This is a genomic window from Winogradskyella sp. PC D3.3 (assembly GCF_054366245.1).
The window spans coordinates 4,082,750-4,108,251 of record NZ_CM135962.1; the positions used below are offsets into that span (position 1 = coordinate 4,082,750).

Here is a 25,502-nt window from a genome sequence, read left to right on the forward strand (position 1 = left end):
TTAAACACTATAGAACGTCATTTAGGATTTATGATTAATTAGTAAAGTAACAATCTATCAACAAAAGCACCACCAGATCCACTTGCTTTTACCTCAATTACATAATTACCCCCATACAAGCCTAACGACAACAACTCCCTTATTCACAATTTATTACCGTCACAGTGATGTTATGTAACATTTACATCAATCAAATTGCCATAAAGCCAACACATGAGAATATCATTTACTTAATAATAAATATTATTTATGATAAATTTGTAGGTTTTTTAACAGAATTTTAGCATTTTTGATAACAATCACAACTAATCAATACAGATATGAAAACAAAATCCAAAGGACTTTTAACACTTTTACTAGTGTTTCTTGTACAACTTACGTTTGCACAAGAAAAAACAATTTCGGGCGTGGTGTCCGATGAATCCGGACTTCCCTTACCTGGAGTAAACATTGTTATCAAAGGAACAACAACAGGTACACAAACCGACTTTGATGGCAAATTTACAATAACCACTAGCGTAGGAAATACTATAGTTATAAGCTACGTAGGGCTTAAAACTAAAGAAGTTAAAGTAGGTAGCTCAACTACCATTAATGTAACCTTGGAAGAAGACTCTTCTACTCTCGACGAAGTATTAGTCGTTGCTTATGGTACATCAAGTCTCGAGGCTTTTACAGGCTCAGCTAGTGTTATTAGCGAAAAAGATTTAGCGCTTAGGTCTGTAACATCGCCTGTTGCAGCCATAGAAGGTAGAGCAACTGGTGTGCAATTTACATCACCATCGGGCCAACCAGGATCTCACCAAATATTGTCATAAGAGGTGTAGGTACACTTAATGGATCCGCTGATCCGTTATTCATAGTTGATGGTATACAATACGAAGGTGCGTTAAGCACAATTAATCAAGAAGACATTGCTTCTTTCACCATTCTTAAAGATGCAGCTTCAACATCATTGTATGGGTCTAGAGCAGCAAATGGTGTGGTTATTATTACGACTAAAAGTGGTACAAAAGGACGTATTAAAACAAACCTAAGTATCCAAACCGGATTTGTAACTAATGCAATTCCTGAGTATGATTATTTAGGCCCAGGTCAATATTACGAAACGATGTGGGAGGCACTTAAAAATTCGAGTGCTGCTGGTGGAGACCCTAGTTTTGCTTCTGCAAATATCTATAATCAATTAGGTTACAATCCTTTTAATGTACCTAATGATGAAATTGTTGGAACCGATGGACGTCTAAACCCAAATGCTAGTGTTATTTACAATTCTTTAGACTGGTACGACGTATTACGTAGAACAGGTATAAGAACAAATTATAACGTAAATGTAGCTGGTGGTGGAGAGAACCACAAAGTCTTCTTTTCAGCATCCTATTTAGATGAAGAAGGTTATGTAATTACATCAAACTATGACCGTTTAACAACGCGTTTAAATGGCGATTTTGATGTTAGCGATTGGTTAACAATGGGTGGAAGTGCCAATATATCGATTTCCGAATCTAATGGCCCTGATTCTGGAGGAACCGGAAACATCAACAATCCTTTTGCTTTTGCTAAAAACATTGGATCTATTTATCCGGTATATGTCAATGACCTCAATGGAAATATCGTTAGAGATGCTGCTGGAAGACGTATATTTGATAACGGCTCAGGATATCCAGAATACAACATAGGTTCTAGACCTACCAATCAAGATCGTCATGCTTTACAAGAACTACTTTTAAATGACGAAAACAATAGAAATAACACCTACGGCTTTAGATACTATGCAGATGCTAAAATAATTGATGGTCTTAATTTTAGAGTAAATTACGGTCGAGATATTAATGAAGGTATCAACAAAAGCTATGAAAATAATATCATTGGTGATGCACAACCAACAGGTAGATATGGAGAAACTAGATTTAGAAGAGAATTTGAAACTTTCAATCAACTTTTTACCTATACTAAAACCTTTGGTGATGTCCATAATATAGACATTACAGCTGGTCACGAAAGTAGTGCCAGAAAATATTCAAGTAATAATGGTACTGCAATTACCCAAGTTGTAGAAGGTATTTATGAATTTGACAACTTCTCTGAACCTGTTACTTTAGGTGGATCTACGACAAATAAAAGACTCGAAGGTTATTTATTTCGTGCCAATTATAATTATGATAACAAATACTATATAAGTGGTTCTGTTAGAAGAGATGCAACCTCGGTATTTGATGCTCAATCACGATGGGGAACATTCTACTCTGTAGGTGCTTCTTGGCGTTTAGATCAAGAAACATTTATGGAAAATGTATCTTTTGTTGATCGTCTAAAACTTAGAGGATCATATGGAGAGGTTGGAAATGACAACTTATTAGACTTTTTCTTATCACAACCAAGATACGGTTTAACGTCAAACGCTGCTGACCCTGCACTTGTATGGCAAGAAATAGGTAATGCTGACTTACAATGGGAAACTTCTGAAAGTTTTGATGTTGCATTAGAGTTTGCATTATTCAATAATTTCTTGGAAGGTTCTGTTGAATACTACAAGAAAAACTCCACAGACCTACTTTACAACTTACCAATTGCATTAAGTAATGGACTAAACGAGTTTCCTACAAATATAGGTGACATGTCTAACTCTGGTATTGAAATAGGTTTAACGGCTCATCTTATGAATACTCAAGATTTTAAATGGGATATGACCTTACAAGGATCAACATTTAAAAATGAGATAACAGATTTACCCGATCCTTTTGTAAATGGTTCTAAGCGTTGGGAAATAGGACGTTCTCGTTATGATTTTTACCTACTTCACACAGCTGGTGTTGATCCTGACAACGGAGATCAATTATTTTTGATGTTTGAATTAGACGATAATGGAAATAGTATTCCTGTATTAGATGCTAATGGAAATCAAGAGACTACAAATGACTGGGAAGATACTGAAAGAGCTTATACAGGAGACTCTTCAATCCCTGACTTTTTAGGATCTATTTCAAACAGCATAACCTACAAAGGTTTCTCTTTAGATTTCTTAATTACTTATGGTATTGGAGGAAAAGTTTTAGACAACGCATATTCAGCAATGATGCATAGCGGTAGTTATGGACGTTCTTTTCACCCAGACATTTTAAATGCTTGGCGCGAACCAGGAGACATAACTAATGTTCCTAGATTAGAAAATGGAAACAACGATTTAGTATTAACACAGTCAACTAGATTCTTAACAGATGCCTCTTTCTGGTCTCTAAAAAATGTAAATCTAGGCTACAATTTTGATAGTAGCATTACTGATGCGCTTAAAATGGATAATTTGAGAGTTTACGTATCTGGAGAAAACTTATACCTTAAAAGTAAAAGAACAGGTTTAGATCCTCAATATAACTTAGCAGGAACAGGTTCAGGAAATGACTATAGTCCAGGAAGAATATTCTCTGTTGGTTTAAATGTATCATTTTAATTAAAATAATTTAAAAACATATAATCATGTTACGAAAAATAAAAATAACATTATTGGTAAGTCTAGCACTGACAATAGCTTCGTGTGACGAAGACTATCTAGAAACGAAACCAACAGACGCGATTTCTTCTGCAGATGCATTAGCGACTGCTGAAAACATGGCACTGATATTAAACGGATTACACCGTCTACAATATGCACAACCGCAAACGTTAATTTCAGGTGGAGATAGTAGCAGATCTGGTAATCATTATTGGGTGCCTCTAGGCGATAATTTAGCCGGTGGCCTTATTCATAGTGCACCCGCTAATAATCTAGGATGGCAAGATGAAACAAGATGGACATCTCACAATCTAGAAACATCGTTAACTACCGAGCAATTATGGTACCAACGCTATCATGTTATTGCCAGTGTCAATGCTATTATAAAAAAAGCCACTGATGGTAGTATACCCCCAAGTGATAGATTAAATGAAATCATTGGGCAAGCTTATGCTTACAGGGCATTTGCATATCATTCTTTAGTTACACATTACGCCAAAGGATACTTAATAGGTAATCCTGCAACAGATCCTGGAGTACCACTATTATTTTCATCTGAAGCACCTTTTGAAAGTGAAGCAAGATCTACAGTACAAGAGATTTACGACCAATGTCAAGCAGATATAAATACAGCAATAGAATATTTTGAAAATGCTACAGCAAGACCAACAGGAGACCCTAAATTTAAATCACAAATAAATATAGATGTCGCTTACGGTCTTAAAGCTCGTATTGCATTAAACAAAGGTGATTGGGGAATTGCGGCTGCTGCTGCAGTACAAGCACGCCAAAACTACCCATTGATGAATGAAGAAGATTATAAATCTGGATTTAACACTACAAGTTTATCTGAAGTTATTTGGGGAAGTAATGTTATAGGAACAGAAACTACATTCTTCCGTTCTTATTTTTATCTAGCCGGAAACACATTTAATGGAAGTCAAGTTAGAAACAATCCAAAACTGATAGACAAAAGGTTATATAATCAAATCCCTGACACAGATTACAGAAAAGATTTATTCTTAGCGGATGCACCAAATACCAACACATCGGCATCAAATGGTGAAGGAGGATTTGGAAATGATCCAAATTATACAGATGAGACTGCCTTTAATACCAGAAGAGATGAAATTCGCAATCAATATGGACTCTCTTCAAGTTTTAACTTACATCCATACATGCATGTTAAACTAAGAAATGCCAATCCAGGAACCACAGATCCAGATGATATAATTTATATGCGTAGTTCTGAAATGTATTTAATTGAAGCTGAAGCAAAAGCCATGTTAACTGACATTCCTGGTGCTCAAGCAGCACTAACACCTTTAGGAAGTGCTAGAGATAGTGCTTACGATGCAAGCATTTACAACACACAAGCGAGCTTAATGGAGCATATTAAATTTCAACGTGGTATCGAATTATGGGGAGAAGGCTTCTTATATGCCGATAAAATACGTTGGGATGAAGGTATTGACCATGCTGCTAATGGTGGTTCTGGTGCCTCTGCGACATTATATCAGGATGGATTTACACAAGCAAAACCATCTATCAATAATAATTGGATTTTTAAAATTCCTCAAGCAGAAATTGATGCTAATCCTAATTTAACGTCTTCTGATCAAAATTAAACTAAAGCACCAATAGTTAACAGCTATTAAAATAAAAATCTCCAACGATTCATATATTGTTGGAGATTTTTTACTTTTAATTCTATCATCTTAAACTACATATATTTTATTTATTAATAAATACTTTACATAACTTTGCACCATGAAAAATGAAACTACAATTTTTGGCATAAGAGCAATTATAGAAGCCATCAAATCTGGTGAAACTATAGATAAGGTTTTTATGCAAAAAGGATTGCATGGAGATTTGTTTCAAGAATTAGAGCAAGCTATACGTTCTGGAGGCATCAATTCATCATATGTTCCTATTGAAAAATTAAATCGATTAACACGAGGCAATCACCAAGGAGCTGTTGCTCAAATTTCACCAATTGAATTTCACGATATTGACGACTTAGTAATGAGCGTCATTGAATCTGGTAAAACCCCATTATTTCTTTTATTAGATCAATTAAGTGATGTTCGTAATTTTGGTGCCATTGTGCGTACTGCTGAATGTACAGGTGTTAATGGTATTATTATTCAGAAAAAAGGAGGAGCACCAATTAACGGAGATACAATTAAGACTAGTGCAGGAGCTATTTTTAAAATGCCTATTTGTAAAGTGGACCATATAAAAGATGCTGTTTTTCATATGCAATCTTCAGGTATAAGAGTTATTGCTGCAACAGAAAAAGCAGAAAACTATGTATACGATGTTTCTTTTAAAGAACCTTGTGCTATAATTATGGGATCTGAAGGTAGAGGTATTAATCCTTCAGTATTAAAAGTGGTAGACGACCAAGCGAAGCTTCCTATATTAGGTGAAATTGAATCCTTAAATGTTTCTGTCGCTTGTGGTGCGTTTTTGTATGAAGCCGTTAGACAACGTCAATAACTTAGCACACACCTAAAATAGGTATAGGTTTTTATGAAGTTTTAAAAGACATATCCACACTCACCAATATTAATACAGAATAAACCCAGTATTACGACATAATTAAAAAAGAACCTAAAATTTAACATACTCTTAGTGTTTAATACGCTTTATTTAAGATTTATATAGGATATTTCGCTTTTTTGTTGCATTTTTGTTAAAATTTTAACAAGGAAACTATGAAAGCAAAACTTAAAGGAGTCTTAACGTTATTCTTGGCGTTTATGGTGCAACTAACCTTTGCGCAAGAAAAAACAGTTTCGGGCACAGTAACCGATGAAGCTGGCTTACCTTTACCGGGAGCAACTGTTATAATTAAAGGCACTACCAGTGGCGTCTCAACAGATTTTGATGGCAAGTATTCAATTGACATCGTTACAGGAAAGTCATTAGTGTTTAGTTACATTGGATATGTAACACAAGAAATAACCGTCAGCGCTTCAAACGTCATCGACGTGCAACTTTTTGAAGATACCTCAACTCTCGATGAGGTTTTAATAACGGCATTAGGCACTGGTGATCGAAATGCCAGACAAGTTGTTTATGCCAATCAAACCTTAAAATCAGAAGATTTGTTATCCACCCCAAACAAAAATGCACTGGAAGCATTGAGAGGTAAAGCCGCAGGGGTAAAGCTGTCAACAGGTTCGGGTTCAGTAGGAGCCTCTACAAGAATAGTCTTAAGAGGTGAAGGTTCACTTACCGGAAATAATAATGCTTTAATTATAGTTGATGGTATTGCCATTGATAACACGTCCACAAGAGGTGGTGCAGGCGCCTCCACTACTGGATATTCAGATTTTGGTAACAGATTTAATGACATTAATCCTGATGATATTGAATCTGTAACAGTTCTCAAAGGACCATCAGCTACTTCACTTTATGGGTCGCGTGGAGCATCTGGTGTGGTTTTAGTTACAACTAAAAGTGGAAAAGGCAGTAAGATGAAAGTGAATTACAACGGTTCAACTTCAATGGAGAATGCTATTATCGTTTTACAACGTCAAAGCGAATTTGGCCAAGGCTACGATAACTCACATTTAGATTCAGGGGAAAACTGGTCGTGGGGACCAGCGTTTGATGGAGTTGTTCGTCCATGGACAAGTCCAATAGATTCGGATGGAGATGGATCTTTAGAAGCCCTAACTAGACCTTATAGCGCTGTAAAGAATCAAATTAAAGATTTTTTCAATACGGGTCATACGACTAGTCATAACGTTAGCGTTTCAGGATCTAATGATAATTATAATTATTTTGCTTCTTTTGGCAACACGGATCAAACTGGTACTTTGGATAATACATATTACAAAAGAAATAACCTTACATTTAACTCTTCTGCAAAATTAAGTGATAAATTAAAATCTGACTTTAAAATAAGTTATGCTAATGTAAGACAAAACACAGCACAAGAGGGATCCCGCGCCTTTGAAGGAAACAATGCTTACGCTATGGCCTTACAATCTCCAGTAAATATTCCATTAACTGAACTAAGAAATTATACAAGTCCATTTCATGACATAGATGGGTATTGGGGATCTTATTCTTCAGTTAACCCGTATTACATCTTAAACGAATACGGTAACGAGGCGAATATTGACAACTTTCTTGCCAATGCTTCTATAACATATGAACTTTTCAAGAATTTATCTCTTACTGGTCGTTTTGGTGGAAATATTGTATCTACTCAAACCGACGTATGGACACCGTCATATACTCCAGCACAACAAATTGTCTGGACCGATGATTTACAGCAATCAGTTAGAGACACTAAACATAGTTCCATTGGAGATTATACCAATTACAGCAGTAGAAGCATAAATTTAGATGCCTCAGTGTTAGCCAATTACTCCAATGAATTAAGCGATAATCTTAATTTAAACGTTACAGCGGGATACAATTTCTTTCAAAGAGAATTTAAGTCATTAACAGGCAGTACGGTAGGCGGTTTAGTGGTTGACGGAGTTTATAACTTATCAAATAGTGTACAGTCCCCAACATCCGAAATGTATATTAGTAAATATAGAATATATGGATTTTTGGCAAATGCGACTTTAGGTTATAAAAACGCTGCATTTTTAGAGCTTTCTGCACGTAATGATTGGTCTTCTACTCTACCATCCGAAAACAATTCCTTTTTATACGGTGCTGTAGGTGGTTCATTGATATTTACTGACTTTTTTGATATCAAAAATGATGTTTTAAATTATGGTAAACTTAGAGGAAGTTATGGTACATCGGGTAAAGACGCAAGTATATATCTTTTAGAATCTTATTTTGATGGAAATCCTACTATTGCTGATTTAGGCGACTATGCCCTTACCTTTCCAATTGGCGATATTCCTGGTTTTTCATTAGGAAATCAAATAGGGAACCCAAGCCTTAAACCAGAATTAACAACAACCTATGAGGTTGGGGCAGACCTAAGTTTCTTTAAGAATAAAATTAATATTGCTTATACCTATTACCATTCCATTCATGATGACCAAATTGTAACTGTAGATCTTCCACGATCAACAGGATATACCTCAACTGCCTTGAACATAGGTAGAATGGAAAACAAAGGGCACGAACTTACGCTAAGCTTAAAACCGCTTAATGGCGTGGTGGATGGACTAGATTTTGAACTGTTTGGATCTTTTTCCAAAAATGAGAATGAGGTCGTTAAAATTACAGACGATTTAGATGAATTATCATTGGGTACGTTTGGCTTTGCTGCAGGCACAACCGTAACATTGGTTGCAAAAGAAGGTTTGCCATATGGTACCTTTAAAGGTAACGACTTCAAATATAATGAGGATGGGCAAGTTATTGTTGATCCAAATACAGGTTTTCCAGTTTATCCTGATGATGATCAATATTTAGGTAATTCCCAACCCGATTATTTATTGAGTTTTGGTACAAACATTAACTATAAAGGTTTCGGATTAAGTGTATTGTTTGACATGAAAAAAGGAGGTCTATTTGCTTCCCAATCCAAATACAATGGTGAATTTAATGGAACTGGAATTAACACCACAATTTATAATAGAGAATCTTTTATCTTTCCTAATTCTGTAGTAGATAATGGAGATGGCACTTATTCAGAAAATACGGTAGCTATAACGGAACAGGATTATTTCACTAACTATGACGCTCCAGTCTCAACACAATTAATCGATGCTAGTTATTTAAAGTTGAGAGAAGTAGAATTAAGTTATAACATTTCACAAAAACTATTAGAGAATACATTTTTTACCAATGTTAAATTATCCATATATGGTAAGAATCTCTGGTATTGGTTACCTGATGAAAATAAATATGCTGACCCAGAAGTTAATGGACCTGCTTTAACAGGTAATGCACAAGGGATAGAAACCTCTCAGACACCTTCTTCAAGAAGTCTTGGTCTTAATGTACAATTGTCATTTTAAAAAAAAAGAATATGAAAAATACGATAAAAATAATAGTATGCTGTCTAATGCTCTTTCACTTTTCTTGTGACGATAGCTTAGATGAGATAAACGTAGACCCTAACACATTCCCTTCTGCTGATGACCCACAAGTGTTAACATCATCACTCGGATTCTTGGGTTATATTGTTGATGCGGATTTGAATTACAGCGATTCATTTGTATGGAGCCAATACTATACTTGGGGCATTGGAGTTGCCATTGGAAATTCAGAACGCTATGTACAACAAGCTGGTGACCATGATGGCTATTGGTCACGTGCTTATGCCAGCTCACTTGCCGATTTGGATTACATAGATAGAAATAGTACTAACAAAGCTTATAGAGGTATCTCTAAAGTTTTAAAAGTATATATTTTTCAAGGTTTAGTAGATCATTTCGGTGATATACCTTTTACAGAGGCCCTTTTAGGTGCTATAGAAGATGGTTCTAATTTTTCACCTAAATATGATTCTGCTGAGACAGTTATATACCCAGCATTGATTACAATGTTAGATGATGCTATAGAAGAATTAAGTACGGCTGATGATGATGATATTGATGTAATAGGTTCTGATGATTTACTTTATCAAGGAGATATATCGAAATGGATGAAATTCGCCAACTCTTTAAAATTAAGAGTACTTATGAGAACTTCTGAAGTATCTCCACAGTCATCTGCTGTACAAGATTTAATTAGCAGTGGAACGTTTATAGAAACAGTTGATGACATGCCTTCTATCACTTATTCTGGTGCTACGGGTAATCAAAATCCTATGTTTGCCCTAGCGGAAGCTGGTGTTGGAATGTTTTATTTTGCAAGTAATTCAACATTAAATGTATTACAAAATTTGAATGACCCTAGAGATGAAGTGTTTTACACACTCGCTACAACAGGAACATTTGCAGATAACTTACACGGTATAGACCAAGGCACTATTGATGATGAGGATTTTACAGCATCTGATTCTGATTATAGCTTGGCGAGTGATTATGCCTATGGTGAAGCTAACTCAGTTATTTTAATGAGTCCGTGGGAGGTTTGGTTTCTTAGAGCAGAAGCTGATGCCAGATATGGTACAAGCGATGACGAGACCAATGCCTTTGAAACTGCAATTAACCTGAATTTCACTTATATGGGATTAGATGCCTCTTCCTATATTAATGCACTTGGCTATTCTAGTTCTGAATCTTTGGATGACAAACTAGATGTAATAGGTATCCAAAAATGGATATCCTTAAACGGAACACAGGAAGACGAAGGCTGGATTGAAGCACGTCGTTTCGATAGACCTGCAAGCAGAATATTTACTGATGGGATTTGGCAAACACCACCATTATCTGTATTACCCAGTGGAGAGTTTCCTTCTGTATGGCTCTATCCATCAACTGAAAGAAGCTTAAACCCAAATGCTCCTGCACAGCGAACTATAACTGATAATATCTTTTGGGATAACTAATAAAAAATGATATGAAAAAACTAAAATTTAAATTTTACGCATTTTTAATCTTAGGATTAATGTTGTCAAGCTGCGACCCAAGTGTCGATGAACCAGGTTCTAATGATAAGTCCGAAATTACTTACCTACCTTTAATCACACTTGAAGGCGCTACAAGCCTTGAATTAGATTGCGATACCACATTATATACGGATCCTGGTGCTGTGGCATCTGTCGCAGGAAATGAAATAGACTTAAATACCGTAACCTCTGGAACATATTTTGGAAGTGATGCTATAAATAGCCCTGATCTATATAATGTTTCTTACTCCGCGTTTAATAGTGATGGAATTCCAGCTACTGCATTTCGTGAGGTATTATGGCCGCCTTGTAACGGAGATTTAATAACAAGTATTGCTGGCATTTATACTGCTAGTTTAACCAGAACACCTGGTTATTCCACTACCGATATAGGTCCTATCCTTATTAAAGATTTGGGTAATGACGTTTATGCCATTTCAGACGCAATTGCTGGTTGGTATCAATATGAATACGGTTATGGTGCTGATTACGCAGCTTTAGGAATGACGGTTACTGCCAATGATATTTCAGCGAATGATTTTACTCACGATGATGTCATAGGTGTAGGGGCTTTTGGAGGTGCATTGTCTATGGATTCGTTCTCTGTAAATCCAAATACCGGAACTATTGAATTTGAGACTACTTGGAGTTCTGGATACGTATTTGAAGTAACCTTAACCCAAATACAATAGTCTACTAGTATTGAACATTGATTAATTATTAAACATAGGAAAAATGATAAATAATAAAATAATTAAAAAAATCAGCTATCTATTTGTAACAATAACATTTATGATGGTTTTTACTTCTTGTGATACTGATACAGTTGCAGATCAAAGTGATATTGCAATTAAAAAAATGGGAGGTACATGGGTTGTTGATATGACTTGGGATGGTGATTTTTATAGCAGCAATACGATTAGCACGTATAACAACTCATATAATGACAATGATGTCATGTGGATTGATGATTTAGAGCATGGATGGGGATTAAAAACACAAGTAAATGCAGATATAAATGCCTTAACCTTTTCCGGAAGCAATCTAGATGAACTTTATTATGGCGTCACTGTAAACGTAACTAATGGTCAAATAGTAAAAAATGGAGCCACGACTCCAACAGGTGACATAGTTGACAGCATATATTTTGAAGTTGAATTTTCTGATATTCCGGGAGAAATATGGATATATTCAGGTTACAAAAGCACAGCACAAGTAGATGATTTACCATAGAAATTAAATATAATTTTATCACAAAAAAGCAACCCTATTGGAGACTGATTTCTTGTTGTAGCTAAATACAACAAGAAATCATAATCTTTAAAAGAATTAAAATGCTTAATATATTCTGAACATATAGATAATAATTAGTTAACTGCTGAAAAAAATGACTCATTTAACACATTCAAATTATCAAGGTGTTATAGTTCCGTTTTCACCATTTACATTACATAATATCAATAACTATGTAACTAACGTTATAGAATCTAGTAAATCGCTATTATTTTATTTGCTAGATCAACTAAGTGATATCAGAGTCATTTTGACTCAAACGTAGGAATAGCTGAATATGTATTATTATATAAAAAAAAGGTGGATCATATTAAACATGATGTTTTACACATACAATTATCAGCAGATATAAGAATGTATGCAGCAACCGATATAGTTTAGTATAAAATTTAATTTTCCTTCTTCTTATAAATATAATTAATTTTTAAAGTTTGAATTTTTTCAGATTCAATCTCAGGCTCAGTTTCAATTTTCGGCTCAAATTCTATAAAGTTTCCGTTTTCATCAAAATGTTTCATAAACGGATCATTTTCCTCGTTATAATCGGGTTGCTCCCAAGTGTACCTTTCTGGTTTTGCTATTTGTTTTCTGAAAATTAAAGAGAACACTAAACCCGTAATTAAGCCACTTAGATGCCCTTCCCAAGACATGCCACTTTTTATAGGAAATACATACCAAATCATACTTCCATAAAGAAAAATAACAACTAAAGACAAGGCTATTAGTCGGTAATGTTTAGCAAAAATACCTTTAAAAAACATAAAACTCACTAAGACATAAACTAATCCACTTGCTCCGATATGATTTCCAGAACTTGCAATTAGCCAAGTTAAAAATCCAGAAAACAAAATCCCAAAGCCAATAACTTTCCACGCTATCTTATTATAAAAATAAAATAAGGCGACACTTAATACAAAAAGAGGAATTGAATTGTTATAAATATGATTGATATCACCATGCAAAAATGGACTTGTTACAATCCCTAAAAGCCCTTCTAGCTTTTGAGGTCTAATCCCAAATGTTTTTATACCACTATCTATTCTAACTTGATACCAAAACACCAACCACATCGTAAACAAAATCATTAAGGGATATATAATGATATTGTTAGAGTACTTAAATTGCTGTGGTTTGCTCATATTCAAATTTAAAGAAAGTCATTCAAATTTGAATCCAAAATAGTATTGTATGTAATAATGGCAGAACCAGACTCTAAAAACAATTACTTTTTAAGGTGAATTTCATGGATTTCATTAATACATCACAAAAGCATTTCGTAATTTTGACATATGAATATTCCATTAGCCGAACGTTTAAGACCAAACTCATTAGATGACTATTTAAGTCAACAACATTTAGTGGGTAAAGATGGCATGTTGTATCAGCAAATTAAAAGTGGCGTCATCCCTTCTATGATTTTTTGGGGACCACCAGGAATTGGAAAAACAACCTTAGCAAATATCATTGCTAACGAATCTGGACGTCCTTTTTTTAAACTAAGTGCAATAAATTCTGGTGTTAAAGACATTAGAGACGTTATTGATAAAGCTAAAAAAAGTGGAGGTTTGTTTACGGCAAAAAACCCCATTTTATTTATAGATGAAATTCACAGATTTAGCAAATCACAACAAGATTCGCTTTTAGAAGCTGTTGAAAAAGGATGGGTTACACTAATTGGGGCAACAACAGAAAATCCAAGTTTCGAAGTCATATCGGCCTTATTATCACGTTGTCAAGTATACACTTTAAATGCCTTTAGCAAATCCGATTTAGAAGCCTTACTAGAGCGTGCTCTCAAAGAAGATACTACACTTTCTAAATTAAATATTGAATTAAAAGAAACTGAAGCCCTACTCCGTATCTCTGGAGGAGATGCCAGAAAATTGCTTAATATTTTTGAATTATTAGTAGCTTCTTTTGAAGGTGATCATATTATCATCACGAATGATTTAGTTACAAAACAAGTTCAAAACCAAGCTGCGCGCTATGACAAAACGGGTGAACAGCATTACGATATTATTTCGGCATTTATAAAATCGATTCGTGGTAGCGACCCTAACGCTGCTGTTTACTATTTAGCACGAATGATTGAAGGAGGAGAAGACGTTAAGTTTATCGCAAGACGATTATTAATTTTAGCTAGTGAAGATATTGGTAACGCCAACCCCACCGCTTTAGTGATTGCAAACAACACGTTTCAGGCAGTATCGGTAATTGGCAATCCAGAATCTCGAATTATACTAAGTCAATGTGCAACCTATTTAGCGAGTTCTCCAAAAAGTAACGCCGCTTATGAAGCTATAGGTAAAGCGCAACAATTAGTAAGAGACACCGGAGATTTATCTGTTCCAATAGCCATGAGAAATGCACCAACAAAACTTATGAAAGAATTAGGTTATGGTGACAGCTACAAATATTCACACAATTACGAAAATAACTTTGCACCACAAGAATTCTTACCTAAAGAAATTGCAAACACCAAATTGTATAACCCAGGAAACAATCCGCGTGAGCAAGCCCAACGCAATCATTTAAAAATGCTTTGGAAAGATAAGTATGGATATTAGTTGTTAGTTGTTGGTTGTTGGTTGTTGGTTGTTGGTTGTTGCGAATATTAAAATTTAATATTTAAAACGTTCTGCGATGCAGACCTTCCATTATTTTCAGAATAGATCCACTGCCCTTCCTTCTTAAAAACGATGGCATTTTTATCTTTTACGATAAACACGTCTTTTGCTGAAGAATTCAATAAAATCATCACAACCTTTGGCTCTGAATTTACCAGTTGATATCCGTTGGTTATAGATTGTGCATAATACAATTCTGACTTTACGTTATTAGACACTTTAGTTGTTACTTCTTTTGAATTTTCTACAGGCGCTTGCTTAGAGTCCACAACCTTAGGTTTTGTTTCAGCGTTAACCGGATCCATTACGGGTTGGCTTTCTTCTTTAATAGTTTCAACAAGGTCTTGTTTGGCAACATATTTATAATCCATATTCTGAAACGTTTCAAATGCTTCTCTTATCGCTTCATTATAAGCTTTACCATACTCCTTTAATCGTGAGTCACCTACTTTAGATGTCATAACAACAACATCATAACAATCTTTAAGTGTAATCTCTACTTTGGTTTTAAACATGCCACTTTTAGCATTAGACACGTCAGCTCTGAGCCCTAAACATCGCTCTTTTTTTAAATCCTCAGGTAATTCATTAATAAAATAAGCATCATACCCATATTTATTAAATAAAAACTTCGTCAGTGAATTCAATTGGTATTGATCTTCACTTTTAGAAAACTCAAATGATGTGGGAATAATGATATACTTATATTCATTTATATTTTTCTGCGCATATCCCAAAAGACTTAGGACACCCAATGAAATTGTAAAAAGTAATTTCTTAAACATGATTTATTTTTTTAAAGATAATTTGTAATTGTTTTTAAATTTGTAATTCGCTTATAGTTATGATTTGTATAAGCGTCTTTATAATCAAAGTGTATGGTATGCATCCCTATATTATGCGCCCCCTCAATATCAGCTTCAATATTATCTCCAATCATTAAACTTTCATTAGCATTTGCCTGAGCTAAATTTAAGGCAAAATTAAAAATTTTAGGGTTAGGTTTTTTAACACCAACCATTTCCGAATTGGTTACGGTTTGAAAATACGATCTAATATTAGAGGTCGTCATTTTTTTCTCTTGCGCCTCTTCAAATCCATTAGTTATAATATGCAACTGATATTTTCCTTTTAGATAATCGAGAATTTCTAAAGTTCCATCAAAAAGGTGATTAAATGTTGTCAATTGATCAATATAAGCATCAGACAAAAGATGAATAACCACATCATCAACCTTAACTCCTACTTCATCAAAAGCATCTTTTAATCTTCCATAACGCAACTCCGATTTTGTAACTTTCTCTTCTCTATACTGTTTCCAATATTTAAAGTTTATAGGCTCGTAAACTTGTAAAAACTTATCGAGGTTGACTTCAATTTGATGTTGACTAAAAATCTTTTCAAAGGTTAAACTTGAATTTTTGTCAAAATCCCAAAGTGTATGATCTAAGTCGAAAAAAACATGTTTTATATGGCTTTTCATTCTGCAGACTCTAATATTAAATTAAACAATGACCTAAACCCTTTCCAGCGGTCTAAATCACTAAATGTATAGTTGTGAAACACAGGAATAAACGTACCATTTACAGCCTTAATTTCGTTAATTAACTTTTGTAAATGCTCTGTTTTATCTAAGAGCGAATTATATTTTAACAATCCAAAATCTAGGCAATTATAAGGGTTAATTTGCAGTGGTGTTTGCACTTCATAATCCAAATCGTAAAATTGAAATGGCGTACATGTTCCGGCTCTAAACCCTAAAGTATTTATATAACCCATAGTAAAATCTTGATGAATTTCCAATTCTACCAAATTACGATACGAAGTTGGTAAATTCAACTTTGAAAACGAATGCCGCACCGCTTTTAAATCCTTATGCGTTATGGATTCCATTTTAATCTTTTCCTTTTTAAGAATCGCCACATCATTTAACGAAAAATAAGAAGCCTTTATACCCACATCACAATAATCTGCGACTGCTTTTATAAGCGATACAAATTCTTTTTTATTTGTATTTATGTTTTTATCATAGGTTGAATAATCGCCTATTAAGAACAATACCATAAACTTAAAGTGGTGCTGTTTCTGTTTTCTAATAATCCATTTAAACGTATCGTAAGGATCGCGTTTAAAACCAAAGAGCACCAAATAACGAAAATACAATTGCTTTATTCGCAAGCGTCTTAAATCATTTATCGTCCCTCCAATAGTCCTTAAAAATCCTTTGTATTTAAAATAATATGCTGTAGGAACATCTATAACGGGTTGCACGGTATATTGACGCTCCGAAAACACATAATTTGGAAAGCGTACACTCAAAACAGCTTTAAGTTTATAAGCCCAAATATCTACTACAGGTTGATGTAAAAATTTGTTTTCATACGCTAAACTTTCAGATGCTAAAAACCGACCATAATCGTCTTTTACATGTGGCAAATATTCTTCATATCTACTTAATAAATAAAACGAAGCGGCAAAGATATCGAAAGGCAAATCACTACGCTCTCCTGTTGAAAAAAAACCTTTGGTGGTGTCCCACTGCTGTACATTTATATCTATATCTGACAGACCGTTTTCAAACAACAGTTCGTTGCTTCGTATAAACAACTCATTACTTAATGGTTGCTTTGTATACGACATCTTAAGACTATCATGAGCAATAAAGTCTTCAACCTTAGACGTAAAACGCACCTCAATACCCAAAATACGTTTGCATATATGCTTAAACGTGTATGTCACTCGTGGTGTGATTTTATGTGTGTAGACTAATAGCATAGGTATTGCAAATTCTAGAGGTTAAAAGTAACAAATTCCAACCGTAAACATTCTAATTATAACGGTTGTCTGTTCATTTAAGTTCAAAGGTTATCCCATTTGGTTTTCATCTGCAAAACTATAATAGGCATTCTCAGTAATAATAAGGTGATCTAAAACAGAAATATCTAAGCTTAAAGCCGCCACCTTCAACTTTTTGGTGATGTTTAAATCGGCTTGACTTGGTTTTAAAGTACCTGAAGGATGGTTATGACATAATATTAACGCTACTGCCCCAACCTCTAGTGCATTTTTAAGAACCAATCTCACATCGACTAAAGTCCCTGTAATTCCTCCTTTACTTAATTGGTTTTTATGAATGACTTTATTTGAGTTGTTCAGATATAAAATCCAAAATTCCTCATGTGGTAAATCTCCAATAATGGGTTGCATTAGATCAAAAACCGAACGGCTCGATGTTATTTTATCCAATTGCCTAGCATCTTCTAACCGACGACGGCGTCCTAACTCTAAAGCAGCCACAATAGATATGGCTTTAGCTTCTCCAATACCTTTAAATTCCATTAATTGTGCGATAGAAAGTTTACCTAAAGCATTTAAATTATTATCAACGCTTGCAAAAATGCGCTTACATAAAGCCACAGCACTTTCATCTCTACTTCCAGACCCAATTAAAATCGCAATCAATTCCGCATCACTAAGCGCCATTTTACCTTTGTCTCTTAGTTTCTCTCTAGGTTGATCATCTTGCGACCAATTTTTAATTGAAAATGAAGTTAATTTATCAGACATGCAATAAAGATAAAAAATTGTAAATTTAGAGTGTTATTAAATTGACATAAATTAAACTGCAACTTAAACAAATGGAACGTCGGTAATCCATTTAGGCTGAGAAACATGAATTATCCTCCACAAATCCATCAAGATCATAACATCAATCACATGATTGAAGCGATAAAAACCTATCCCTTAGCCACTGTAATTTCAGTACACGATAATCAACCACTAATTACGCATTTACCGTTAATTTACGAAAATAAAAAACTCATTGGTCATATTGATATTAACAATCCACAAGCAAAATTGTTAGCCGATGGCAATGCCGTCACTCTTATTTTTAGCGGACCACAATGTTATATTTCTCCAAGTATTTACACAACACCTCAATTACCTACATGGAATTACATAAAGGTTCACCTCAAAGGAAAAGTAAATACCAATACTGACAAAACGGCCTTAAAACAGTCCTTAATTTCTATGACAGAATTTTTAGAAGCGCCAGATCATAAGTACATTTTAAATGCAGAAAATCCACGTTTAGATAAAAATCTTGATTATATTGTGATGTTTGAAATTGAAATCACCCACTGGGAAGGAAAATTTAAACTCTCGCAAAATAAAAAACCAAAAGACATAAAAGCGGCTCGCGAACAACTCGTAAGCGCCAATAAAGAAAGTATAACACAATTTTTAAATAAAGTATTTTAAACCCAAAGACTATGAAGTATCTATTTACATTTTTTATTATTCCGTTTTTTCTACTGAATACAACATCTCAAAAGGAAAATTTTCTTGGCAAATGGATTGGTGAAGACCAAAGCCAAATAGGGTATGTAATGTTTGACCATGAAGGTTATGCCGCTTTTGAAATTGATGGAGAAGTTATGGGAGGCAAAGAGTTTTATATGAAAGGCCAAAAAGGAAAAATGACCTATACCATTAATTATGACACTAATCCTATTGAAGTTGATTTCACAATTACAAAAATTCAATCTGGAGAAGCAAAAAAAATACTTGGTATTGCTGAATTTACAGACAAAGATGTTTTAATTTTTGATATGAGTTTTGATGCTGAACGACCTACTGAATTCAGTGACAATTCAATCACCTTAAAACGTGTAAAGTAGCTTTTAATTTCACGTCTTTTTGTATGTCAAAAATTCGTAAATTAAAACATTGATTTTTAATTTAAACTTGGCATTATGAAAGACCTGAAAAAAGAAGATATTAAACAAGAAGTTTTTGACCTATACGATGATTATGCACACAACAAACTCAACCGAAGGCAATTTGTTGAAAAGCTATCATTATACGCCGTAGGCGGCTTAACCGTTTCTTCCTTATTGAGTTTTATGTCTCCGGACTATATCAATAGTTTATTGGTACAACCCAATGACCCCACTTTAGATTCTGATTTTATCACTTATGAATCTCCAAAAGGAGGTGGTACCATAAAGGGTTTATTATCGCAACCAAAAGATAACAAAACTAAATTACCTGGTGTTATTGTGGTTCATGAAAACAGAGGTTTAAATCCGTATATTGAAGATGTTGGACGACGCACCGCAAAAGAAGGTTTTATTTCTTTAGCTCCAGATGCTTTAAGTCCACTTGGTGGTTATCCTGGAAATGATGATGACGGCAGAACGATGCAAAAAGAACGCAACCAACAGGAAATGCTCGAAGATTTTATTGCCGCCTATCATCATCTTAAAAATCACGACAACTGTGATGGTAATGTTGGTGTTGTTGGTTTTTGTTTTGGAGGTTGGATTTCAAATATGATGGCCGTACGCTTACCCGATTTAGGAGCTGCAGTGCCGTATTATGGTAGACAGCCAGAAGCTGAAGATGCTAAAAAAATCAAAGCGCCACTTCTACTCCAATATGGAGAATTAGACACTAGAGTCAATGCTGGTTGGCCAGCGTTTGAAGACATTTTAAAAGCTAACAAGATTGAATACACAGCTTATATTTATCCTGGAGTGAATCATGGTTTTCACAATAACACCACGCCTCGATACGACAAAGCAGCGGCAACTTTATCTTGGGAACGCACCATTACATTTTTCAATAAACATTTAAAATAATAAACCACAGACGTTCATCGGAATAATACATTAGTTTTTTGTTATTTAGCGGTTGCAAAAAAATCAACATAAAAACATAAAACGAAATGCCCATTACGCTTTTATCATCACCATTACAAGGGTTTACAGACTTCCGATTTCGGAATGCTTTTAACCACTATTTTGGCGGCATTGACACGTTTTATGCTCCTTACATTCGGTTTAATAATAAGTTGATTATTAAAAACTCTTATAAACTCGATTTACAACTCGAAAACAATACAGAACTCGAAGTCATTCCACAAATTATGACCAATAGTGCTGATGAGTTTTTATTCGTGGTCGACTATATTCAGGAATTAGGGTATAAAGAGTTGAACTGGAATTTAGGTTGTCCCTATCCAATGGTAACCAATCGTGGTATGGGTTCTGGACTCATTTGCCACCCAGAAAAAATTAATCATATTTTAGAGCGTGTGCATAAAGAAACAGACATTTTGGTGTCTATGAAAATGCGAATGGGTTACGAACATCCTGAAGAAATTCTAGACACTTTCCCTATTCTAGACGCTTATCCACTAAAAAATATTGCCATTCATGCACGTATTGGCAAACAACTTTATAAAGGAGGAGTGAATCTTGAGGCTTTTCAAAAATGTATAGAAAGCACCAAACACAAATTGTATTACAATGGTGATATTACTTCTGTTACAAAGTTGAAAGAAATACAAGCTCGTTTTCCAAGTATCGATCATTTTATGATTGGCAGAGGACTCATTGCAGATCCGTTTTTACCAAGTATGATTAAAAAGGATACGACCGAATATCCAGAAAATCGATGGGACATTTTTAGAGAATTTCATGACACCATATATCAGCAATATGATGCTACGCTTTCTGGTCCTACTCCAATTAAAATGAAAATGCAAGGGTTCTGGGAATACTTTGCGCAGTCGTTTTCAAATCCACAGAAAGCATTTAAGAAAATTAAAAAAGCGAATAATCCGAGAGCATATCAGCAAGCTGTTTCTGAGATTTTGAAGAATGGGTAAAACTATTTATCTCGCTTTACACAATCGTCAGTTCGAGTGTTTATTTATTCAAAGTGGAACGGAAAAAGAATAAATGTATCGAGAACCTTCTATACGACAAATGTTCTCGATACAATTTTATCGCACCTCTAAAATCACTCGAACTGACAGCAAAATAAAATTGAAAATACAAAACAATCAAACGAAATTCTTACGTCAGTTCGAGTGTTTATTCATTTGAAGTGCAACGAAAAATGAATAAATGTATCGAGAACCTTCTATACGACAAATGTTCTCGATACAATTTTATCGTGCCTCAAAAATCACTCGAACTGACAGCAAAGTAAAATTGAAAATACAAAACAATCAAACGAAATTCTTACGTCAGTTCGAGTGTTTATTCATTTGATGTGCAACGAAAAATGAATAAATGTATCGAGAACCTTCTATACGACAAATGTTCTCGATACAATTTTCTCGCACCTCAAAAATCACTCGAACTGACAGCAAAGTAAAATTGAAAATACAAAACAATCAAACGAAATTCTTACGTCTGTTCGAGTGTTTATTCATTTGAAGTGCAACGAAAAAATGAATAAATGTATCGAGAACCTTCTATACGACAAATGTTCTCGATACAATTTTCTCGCACCTCAAAAATCACTCGAACTGACAGCAAAGTAAAATTGAAAACACAAAACAATCAAACGAAATTCTTACGTCAGTTCGAGTGTTTATTCATTTGAAGTGCAACGAAAAAATGAATAAATGTATCGAGAACCTTCTATACGACAAATGTTCTCGATACAATTTTCTCGTGCCTCATAAATCACTCGAACTGACAGCAAAGTAAAATTGAAAACACAAAACAATCAAACGAAATTCTTACGTCAGTTCGAGTGTTTATTCATTTGAAGTGCAACGAAAAATGAATAAATGTATCGAGAACCTTCTGTACAACAAATGTTCTCGATACAATTTTCTCGTGCCTCAAAAATCACTCGAACTGACAGCAAAGTAAAATTGAAAATACAAAACAATCAAACGAAATTCTTACGTCTGTTCGAGTGTTTATTCATTTGAAGTGCAACGAAAAATGAATAAATGTATCGAGAACCTTCTGTACGAAAAATGTTCTCGATACAATTTTCTCGTGCCTCAAAAATCACTCGAACTGACAGCAAAGTAAAATTGAAAATACAAAACAATCAAACGAAATTCTTACGTCTGTTCGAGTGTTTATTCATTTGAAGTGCAACGAAAAATGAATAAATGTATCGAGAACCTTCTGTACAACAAATGTTCTCGATACAATTTTCTCGTGCCTCAAAATCACTCGAACTGACAGCAAAGTAAAATTGAAAATACAAAACAATCAAACGAAATTCTTACGTCAGTTCGAGTGTTTATTCATTTGAAGTGCAACGAAAAATGAATAAATGTATCGAGAACCTTCTATACGACAAATGTTCTCGATACAATTTTATCGCACCTCTAAAATCACTCGAACTGACGTATCAACTTCTATTCAAATTAAAACTAACCAACGATATTACCTTTATATTTGCAAACACATAAATCCAAAAGTTGAAAGATCTCTTACTCATAACACCTCCATTCACGCAATTAAACACTCCATATCCTGGCACAGCCTACCTCAAAGGGTTTTTGAACACAAAAGGTATTGGATCGTTTCAAATGGATTTGGGAATTGAAGTGATTTTAGAGCTCTTTTCAAAATCGACATTCGAAGAAATATTTCAATTGGCTTATGATAATGATCGTATTCAAACTGAAAATTGTGAACGTATCTATGCTTTAAAAGACCATTATTTAAAGTCTTTAGATGATATCATCTTATTTCTACAAGGTAAAAACCAAACTTTTGCAAGACAGATTTGCACCACCAACTTTTTACCGCAAGCCTCGCGTTTTGCACAATTAGACGATATGGATTATGCCTTTGGTGCGATGGGCATGCAAGACAAAGCCAAACATTTGGCAACGCTTTATATTGAAGATTTATCCGATTTTATTGTGGAATGTATCGATCCCGATTTTGGATTTAGTCGTTATGCTGAACGTTTAGGACAAAGCGCCAATTCATTTGATGCCCTTTATACACAGCTGCAAGATGATGAAACGTATATCGATCAAATCTCATTAGAATTATTAGACGCTCGGATTAAAGACACCCAACCCAAACTCATTTGTTTTTCTGTGCCGTTTCCTGGAAATTTATACAGTGCGTTTCGCTGTGCACAATTTATAAAAGCGAATTATCCTGAGATTAAAATTGCGATGGGAGGCGGATTTCCAAATACCGAATTACGGTCTGTAACAGACATTAGAGTATTTGAATTTTTCGATTTTATCACCTTAGATGATGGTGAATTGCCGATTGAGTTACTTTACAATGCGGTTCTTAAAAACGACACCACATTCAAACGCACCTTTATTCTCAAAAACGGAACCATCGTTTATAAAAATAATACCACTCAAACCGATTATAAACAAGCAGATCTTGGCACTCCAGATTATTCAGATTTATTATTAGATCGTTATATCTCAGTCATAGAAATTGCCAATCCCATGCACAGTTTATGGAGCGATGGCAGATGGAACAAACTCACCATGGCTCACGGCTGTTATTGGGGAAAATGCACCTTTTGCGATATTTCTTTAGACTATATTAAAATTTACGAACCTGTTGCGGCATCGCTATTAGTAGATCGCATGGAAACGCTGATTGCCCAAACTGGCGAAACCGGATTTCATTATGTCGATGAAGCGGCTCCTCCATCCTTAATGAAAGCCTTGGCGCTCGAAATTTTAAAACGCAACCTCAGCGTTACGTGGTGGACCAACATTAGATTCGAAAAAAACTTTACACAAGATCTTTGTATTTTGTTGAAAGCTTCTGGTTGTATTGCTGTTTCAGGCGGATTAGAAGTGGCTTCAGATCGTTTATTAAAACTAATAGACAAAGGTGTCACTGTTGAGCAAGTCGCGCAAGTGACTCGCAATTTTACCGAAGCTAATATTATGGTGCACTCATACTTAATGTATGGTTACCCAACGCAAACGGTTCAAGAAACGGTTGATAGTCTCGAAATGGTGCGTCAACTATTTGAAGTTGGTGTTTTACAATCAGGTTTTTGGCATCAATTTGCCTTAACAGCGCATAGTCCTGTGGGTTTACATCCTGAGGATTATGGCATCACACCCAACTATAAAAACATCAGTTTTGCTAATAATGATGTTGATTTTACCCATGCAACAGGCATTGATCATTCGCAGTTTAGTTTCGGATTAAAGAAATCACTCTTTAATTTTATGCATGGTATTGGGTTTGATATTCCGTTACAAGATTGGTTCGACTTTGAAATTCCAGAAACTGAAATTGATCCTGATTTTATATATAATGCTTTAGCGCAAGAACCTATTTTCAATATTAAACCCACAGCAAAAATTGTTTGGTTAGGTACTATGCCTTTAGTATCTGAATTTTCTAAAACGAAAAAAGGAACCACTAAAGAGTTTTTAGAATTCACATTTCATGATACGGTTGAAAGCTATCAAATTTCACTCGAAAAAGAAAAAGGTCTTTGGCTTTTAGATTGCTTGGAGCAAATATCACCGCAACATAAACCACAATCGTTTAAACAATTAAAAACGCGTTTTGAAATTGAATTTGAAGATTTCGAATTGTTTTGGCATTCTAAACCTATCGATGTTTTACGTGGTTATGGGTTGTTGGTGTTGTAATTGAATCTTATTTAACTAAAAAGTTGAATCTTTAGATTGTCCCCTTGAGGATTAGTGAGAAATAAAATATATTTTGTTTTGAAACTACCGAGCGTAGCTCATTAGGGGTGTTTTTTATAGTTGTTTCTATAAGAGAATAATACAAAATTTCCACCTCACAATTTGCCCTCTTCAAAA

Annotated in this window: 17 protein-coding genes and 1 pseudogene; 13 read left to right on the forward strand and 5 right to left on the reverse strand. The window is 34.5% G+C overall.

Going from position 1 to position 25,502, the window contains the following annotated elements; genetic code table 11:
* The first annotated feature begins 320 nt into the window (after window positions 1–320).
* The 7 genes and pseudogenes from ACXGSQ_RS18170 to ACXGSQ_RS18200 all read left to right on the forward strand — a co-directional run bounded on the left by ACXGSQ_RS18170 (window position 321) and on the right by ACXGSQ_RS18200 (window position 12,215).
* Window positions 321–3,448: pseudogene (locus tag ACXGSQ_RS18170) on the forward strand (SusC/RagA family TonB-linked outer membrane protein).
* Between the two features lie 26 nt (window positions 3,449–3,474).
* A complete protein-coding gene (locus ACXGSQ_RS18175) occupies window positions 3,475–5,118 on the forward strand; it encodes a RagB/SusD family nutrient uptake outer membrane protein (RefSeq protein WP_458627531.1) in 1,644 nt (547 codons plus the stop codon).
* Between the two features lie 142 nt (window positions 5,119–5,260).
* Window positions 5,261–5,995 carry a 23S rRNA (guanosine(2251)-2'-O)-methyltransferase RlmB gene (gene rlmB, locus ACXGSQ_RS18180; RefSeq protein ID WP_458627532.1) on the forward strand — a complete coding sequence of 245 codons (735 nt, stop codon included), beginning with the start codon at window positions 5,261–5,263 and terminating at the stop codon, window positions 5,993–5,995.
* Between the two features lie 218 nt (window positions 5,996–6,213).
* Window positions 6,214–9,444: a SusC/RagA family TonB-linked outer membrane protein gene (locus ACXGSQ_RS18185; RefSeq protein WP_458627533.1), complete on the forward strand. Its 3,231-nt coding sequence runs from the start codon at window positions 6,214–6,216 to the stop codon at window positions 9,442–9,444.
* Between the two features lie 11 nt (window positions 9,445–9,455).
* Window positions 9,456–10,922 (forward strand): SusD/RagB family nutrient-binding outer membrane lipoprotein, encoded by a 1,467-nt coding sequence (locus tag ACXGSQ_RS18190; RefSeq protein WP_458627534.1) that lies wholly within the window; start codon window positions 9,456–9,458, stop codon window positions 10,920–10,922.
* Window positions 10,923–10,933: 11 nt separating this feature from the next.
* The gene (locus tag ACXGSQ_RS18195; protein ID WP_458627535.1) at window positions 10,934–11,674 is read left to right on the forward strand and encodes a BT_2262 family domain-containing protein; all 741 of its coding nucleotides are present in this window, start codon (window positions 10,934–10,936) and stop codon (window positions 11,672–11,674) included.
* A gap of 43 nt (window positions 11,675–11,717) precedes the next feature.
* A complete protein-coding gene (locus ACXGSQ_RS18200) occupies window positions 11,718–12,215 on the forward strand; it encodes a lipid-binding protein (RefSeq protein ID WP_458627536.1) in 498 nt (165 codons plus the stop codon).
* 449 nt (window positions 12,216–12,664) lie between these two features.
* On the opposite strand, the gene ACXGSQ_RS18205 is transcribed toward ACXGSQ_RS18200, so the two are convergent.
* The gene (locus ACXGSQ_RS18205; RefSeq protein ID WP_458627537.1) at window positions 12,665–13,414 is read right to left on the reverse strand and encodes a rhomboid family intramembrane serine protease; all 750 of its coding nucleotides are present in this window, start codon (window positions 13,412–13,414) and stop codon (window positions 12,665–12,667) included.
* A 150-nt stretch (window positions 13,415–13,564) separates the two neighbouring features.
* Here ACXGSQ_RS18205 and ACXGSQ_RS18210 point away from each other — a divergent pair, with 150 nt between their 5' ends.
* On the forward strand, window positions 13,565–14,842 hold the full coding sequence (locus ACXGSQ_RS18210; protein ID WP_458627538.1) for a replication-associated recombination protein A: 1,278 nt from the start codon (window positions 13,565–13,567) through the stop codon (window positions 14,840–14,842).
* A 47-nt stretch (window positions 14,843–14,889) separates the two neighbouring features.
* Here the strand turns inward: ACXGSQ_RS18210 and ACXGSQ_RS18215 are convergent, their stop codons facing one another.
* From ACXGSQ_RS18215 to radC, 4 genes are all read right to left on the reverse strand, one after another.
* Window positions 14,890–15,687, reverse strand: a complete 798-nt coding sequence (locus ACXGSQ_RS18215) for a hypothetical protein (protein ID WP_458627539.1) — start codon at window positions 15,685–15,687, stop codon at window positions 14,890–14,892.
* A gap of 11 nt (window positions 15,688–15,698) precedes the next feature.
* Window positions 15,699–16,385 carry a YjjG family noncanonical pyrimidine nucleotidase gene (locus tag ACXGSQ_RS18220; RefSeq protein ID WP_458627540.1) on the reverse strand — a complete coding sequence of 229 codons (687 nt, stop codon included), beginning with the start codon at window positions 16,383–16,385 and terminating at the stop codon, window positions 15,699–15,701.
* On the reverse strand, window positions 16,382–17,677 hold the full coding sequence (locus tag ACXGSQ_RS18225) for a polysaccharide deacetylase family protein (protein ID WP_458627541.1): 1,296 nt from the start codon (window positions 17,675–17,677) through the stop codon (window positions 16,382–16,384). The genes ACXGSQ_RS18220 and ACXGSQ_RS18225 overlap by 4 nt, the downstream gene beginning before the upstream one ends.
* 90 nt (window positions 17,678–17,767) lie before the next feature.
* Entirely contained in the window at window positions 17,768–18,469 is a 702-nt protein-coding gene (gene radC, locus ACXGSQ_RS18230; protein WP_458627542.1) for a RadC family protein, read from the reverse strand.
* A 105-nt stretch (window positions 18,470–18,574) separates the two neighbouring features.
* Here radC and ACXGSQ_RS18235 point away from each other — a divergent pair, with 105 nt between their 5' ends.
* From ACXGSQ_RS18235 to ACXGSQ_RS18255, 5 genes are all read left to right on the forward strand, one after another.
* Window positions 18,575–19,165: an FMN-binding negative transcriptional regulator gene (locus ACXGSQ_RS18235; protein ID WP_458627543.1), complete on the forward strand. Its 591-nt coding sequence runs from the start codon at window positions 18,575–18,577 to the stop codon at window positions 19,163–19,165.
* Between the two features lie 11 nt (window positions 19,166–19,176).
* Entirely contained in the window at window positions 19,177–19,584 is a 408-nt protein-coding gene (locus ACXGSQ_RS18240) for a hypothetical protein (RefSeq protein WP_458627544.1), read from the forward strand.
* Window positions 19,585–19,659: 75 nt separating this feature from the next.
* Window positions 19,660–20,547 (forward strand): dienelactone hydrolase family protein, encoded by an 888-nt coding sequence (locus ACXGSQ_RS18245; RefSeq protein WP_458627545.1) that lies wholly within the window; start codon window positions 19,660–19,662, stop codon window positions 20,545–20,547.
* Between the two features lie 86 nt (window positions 20,548–20,633).
* Window positions 20,634–21,578 carry a tRNA dihydrouridine synthase gene (locus ACXGSQ_RS18250; RefSeq protein ID WP_458627546.1) on the forward strand — a complete coding sequence of 315 codons (945 nt, stop codon included), beginning with the start codon at window positions 20,634–20,636 and terminating at the stop codon, window positions 21,576–21,578.
* Between the two features lie 1,566 nt (window positions 21,579–23,144).
* Entirely contained in the window at window positions 23,145–25,325 is a 2,181-nt protein-coding gene (locus ACXGSQ_RS18255) for a B12-binding domain-containing radical SAM protein (protein WP_458627547.1), read from the forward strand.
* The last annotated feature ends 177 nt before the right edge of the window (window positions 25,326–25,502 follow it).

Bases quoted from the DNA above. Each gene is read 5' to 3' on its own strand.
- ACXGSQ_RS18190 (WP_458627534.1), top strand. From the start codon at position 9,456: ATGAAAAATACGATAAAAATAATAGTATGCTGTCTAATGCTCTTTCAC.
- ACXGSQ_RS18235 (WP_458627543.1), top strand. From the start codon at position 18,575: ATGAATTATCCTCCACAAATCCATCAAGATCATAACATCAATCACATG.
- ACXGSQ_RS18195 (WP_458627535.1), top strand. From the start codon at position 10,934: ATGAAAAAACTAAAATTTAAATTTTACGCATTTTTAATCTTAGGATTA.
- ACXGSQ_RS18205 (WP_458627537.1), bottom strand. From the start codon at position 13,414: ATGAGCAAACCACAGCAATTTAAGTACTCTAACAATATCATTATATAT.
- ACXGSQ_RS18225 (WP_458627541.1), bottom strand. From the start codon at position 17,677: ATGCTATTAGTCTACACACATAAAATCACACCACGAGTGACATACACG.
- ACXGSQ_RS18250 (WP_458627546.1), top strand. From the start codon at position 20,634: ATGCCCATTACGCTTTTATCATCACCATTACAAGGGTTTACAGACTTC.
- ACXGSQ_RS18175 (WP_458627531.1), top strand. From the start codon at position 3,475: ATGTTACGAAAAATAAAAATAACATTATTGGTAAGTCTAGCACTGACA.
- ACXGSQ_RS18240 (WP_458627544.1), top strand. From the start codon at position 19,177: ATGAAGTATCTATTTACATTTTTTATTATTCCGTTTTTTCTACTGAAT.
- ACXGSQ_RS18245 (WP_458627545.1), top strand. From the start codon at position 19,660: ATGAAAGACCTGAAAAAAGAAGATATTAAACAAGAAGTTTTTGACCTA.
- ACXGSQ_RS18200 (WP_458627536.1), top strand. From the start codon at position 11,718: ATGATAAATAATAAAATAATTAAAAAAATCAGCTATCTATTTGTAACA.
- rlmB (WP_458627532.1), top strand. From the start codon at position 5,261: ATGAAAAATGAAACTACAATTTTTGGCATAAGAGCAATTATAGAAGCC.
- ACXGSQ_RS18215 (WP_458627539.1), bottom strand. From the start codon at position 15,687: ATGTTTAAGAAATTACTTTTTACAATTTCATTGGGTGTCCTAAGTCTT.
- ACXGSQ_RS18185 (WP_458627533.1), top strand. From the start codon at position 6,214: ATGAAAGCAAAACTTAAAGGAGTCTTAACGTTATTCTTGGCGTTTATG.
- ACXGSQ_RS18210 (WP_458627538.1), top strand. From the start codon at position 13,565: ATGAATATTCCATTAGCCGAACGTTTAAGACCAAACTCATTAGATGAC.
- ACXGSQ_RS18220 (WP_458627540.1), bottom strand. From the start codon at position 16,385: ATGAAAAGCCATATAAAACATGTTTTTTTCGACTTAGATCATACACTT.
- radC (WP_458627542.1), bottom strand. From the start codon at position 18,469: ATGTCTGATAAATTAACTTCATTTTCAATTAAAAATTGGTCGCAAGAT.